Here is a 2704-nt window from a genome sequence, read left to right on the forward strand (position 1 = left end):
GTACCCCTGGGTGGACAGGCGGGCGCGGAGCGTCGGGGCGTGGCGGCGGGCGTCGCGGACGGAGAGGGGGAGGGGGGTCCAGCCCGCCAGGCGGCCCAGGGAGACCACCGGGGGGTGGACCGGGGAGACGGCCATGATGTCGGCGGGGGTCCCCAGGAGCGGCGGCTCGCCCGGGGACGGGAGGAGCAGGACGCGGTCGGCGTACTGGACGACCCGTTCCAGGCGGTGTTCCGCCATCAGGACCGTCGTCCCCAGGTCGTGGACCAGCCGCTGCAGCACGGCCAGGACCTCCTCCGCCGCCGCCGGGTCCAGCGCGGACGTCGGTTCGTCCAGGACCAGCACCTTCGGGTGCGTCGTCAGGACCGACCCGATCGCCACCCGCTGCTGCTGCCCGCCCGAGAGCGTCGCGATGGGGCGGTCGCGGAGTTCGTTCAGGCCCAGCAGGTCCAGGGTCTCCTCCACCCGGCGCCGCATCACCGCGGGCGGCAGGCCCAGCGACTCCATGCCGTACGCCAGCTCGTCCTCCACCACGTCCGTCACGAAGTGCGCCCGCGGATCCTGCCCCACCGTGCCCACCACGTCCGCGAGCTCGCGCGGCCGGTGCGTGCGCGTGTCACGCCCGGCGACGGTCACCCGGCCGCGCAGCGTGCCGCCCGTGAAGTGCGGGACCAACCCGGACACGGCCCCCAGCAGGGTCGACTTGCCCACTCCCGACGGGCCGACGAGGAGGGTCAGCTCCCCCTCCGGGAGGGTGAAGTCCGCGTCACGGAGCGAGGGGTGCGCGGCGCCCTCGTAGGTCACCGAGACCTGGTCGAAGCGGATCAACGGAACGACTCCTTGGAGGAAAGGGAGGGTACGGGCGCCACGAACGCCGGGAGCAGGCCCAGCAGGACCGCCGCCGCGGGCCACAGCGGCAGACCCGGGGCCACCAGCGGGACCACGCCCGGCCGCAGCCCCTCGGGGTCCACCGAGCCCGCGTGGACGAGGAGGGCCGCGACCGCCGCCCCCGACCCGGAGACCAGCCAGGCGCGCGCCCCCCACCGGTCGGGCCGGTAACGGGTGCGGATGCTGCGCCGCCCGCCCAGCCGCAGCCCCGCCAGGGCCAGGAGCAGGCCGACCCCGAGCAGGGGCAGCCCGTACACGGCGCCCTCCGCGGCGAGGAGGGCGTAGGTACCCGCGCACAGGCCGAGCAGGCCGCCCAGGGTGAGGGCGTTGGTGGTGTGCCGCACCGCCGGCGCGACCCGTGCCGTACGCCCGTACCCGCGCGCGTCCATCGACGCGGCCACGGCCACCGAGCGCTCCAGCGCGCCCTCCAGCACCGGCAGCCCGATCTGCAGGACGGCCCGCACCCCGCCCGTCGGACGGCCGCGCAGCCGGCGCGCGGTCCGCAGCCGCGCCACGTCCGCGACCATGTTCGGCGCGAACGTCATGGCCACGACCACGGCCACGCCCGCCTCGTACAGCGCCGCCGGCAGGGACTTCAGCAGCCGCGCCGGACTGGCCAGGGCGTTCGCCGCGCCCACGCAGGCCAGCAGGGTCGCCAGCTTCGCCCCGTCGTAGAAGGCGAAGACCAGCTGCTCGGCGGTGACCCGGCCGCCGAAGCGGATGCCCTGCGCCCACGCCGGCAGCGGGAGCTCCGGCAGGGCGAACAGGGTGTGCGCGCCGGGCACCGGGGAGCCCAGCAGCACGGAGAACAGCAGCCGCAGCCCGATGACGAACAGGCCGAGCCGGAGGAAGGCACCGTACGAGCGCGCCCACGGCGCCTCGGTCCGGCGGGCCGCGACCACGTACCCGGCGACGCCGACGATCAGCCCGAGCAGCAGCGGATTGGTGGTCCGGGAGGCGGCGGTCGCGAGCCCCAGGGCCCACAGCCACCACGCCCCCGCGTGCAGGGCGTTGCTGCGCCGGGCCTCCGGAGCCCGCCAGCGCCCTTCTTTCTTGTACGTCGGCCCGAGCGACCTCCGACCGGCCCCTGCGGCGCGGGGCCGGGGCGGGGTCGCGCCTTCGGCCGCCGGGCCGTGGGTGGTGCGCCCGGCCTGCGGCCGGGCGGTGTTCCCGCGTGCCGTGGGACCCGTCATCGCCTGCGGCGGCGGGACTGCCAGACGGCCGCCGCACCCAGGGCGGCGACGGCCGCCGCGCCCGCGAGCAGGCCTGCCGAGGGGCCGGAGCCCCCGCCCGAGGAAGGTGCGGCCGTGGCAGCCGAAGGCTTCGGCTGCGCCTCGTCCGTGATCGGCTCGCCGCAGCCCGACTTCGGGTAGCCGGAGATCGCGCACAGCAGCGCCGCGCCGTTGTAGCGCAGCGGCTTCGCCACCGAGGCCAGCGCCTCGGCCGCCGTGGCGTCCGGGGCCACCTGGGCGCAGGCCGTCCGCGGGGCCTCCTGCGGCGGGGCCTCACCGGCCGGGGCGTCCGCGGGTACGCCGAAGTCGACGACCAGCGCGACCCGCTTCCTGCCCTCCGCCGCGGCGGTGCCACCGCAGACGCCCTCGAAGTCGGCGCCGGCGCGCGGCTTGGCGGCCTCGGCGCCGGCGTCCTTGCTCACCGAGAAGCGGAAGCCGAGCGTGGTGCCGTCCGCGGGCCGGGCCGTGGACGGGCCCTCGGTCGCGTACCCCCAGTTCCCGCCCGAGCCCTGCCAGAACGACCAGTAGCGGTAGCTCGCCGCCAGGGCGGGGGAGGCCGCGAACAGGGTCAGCAGCAGGCCCAGGGC

Annotated in this window: 3 protein-coding genes; all 3 read right to left on the reverse strand. The window is 77.3% G+C overall.

Translation table 11 applies throughout. The features are described 5' to 3' along the window. Positions 1-825: ABC transporter ATP-binding protein (locus tag VR44_RS33285; protein WP_045951367.1), on the reverse strand; the 825-nt coding region annotated here is incomplete at its 3' end. Beyond that, complete coding sequence (locus tag VR44_RS33290; RefSeq protein ID WP_425424557.1) at positions 822-2078, reverse strand: energy-coupling factor transporter transmembrane component T; 1257 nt, start codon at positions 2076-2078, stop codon at positions 822-824. The genes VR44_RS33290 and VR44_RS33285, both read right to left, overlap by 4 nt. Beyond that, complete coding sequence (locus VR44_RS33295) at positions 2075-2701, reverse strand: SCO2322 family protein (RefSeq protein ID WP_045951369.1); 627 nt, start codon at positions 2699-2701, stop codon at positions 2075-2077. The genes VR44_RS33290 and VR44_RS33295 overlap by 4 nt, the downstream gene beginning before the upstream one ends. Positions 2702-2704 lie beyond the last annotated feature (3 nt).

It is taken from the genome of Streptomyces katrae (genome assembly GCF_000966975.1).
GTDB classification, from domain to species: Bacteria; Actinomycetota; Actinomycetes; order Streptomycetales; family Streptomycetaceae; genus Streptomyces; species Streptomyces katrae.

Coding starts and splice junctions, on each gene's coding strand:
- VR44_RS33290 (WP_425424557.1), bottom strand. CDS start 2,078: ATGACGGGTCCCACGGCACGCGGGAACACCGCCCGGCCGCAGGCCGGG.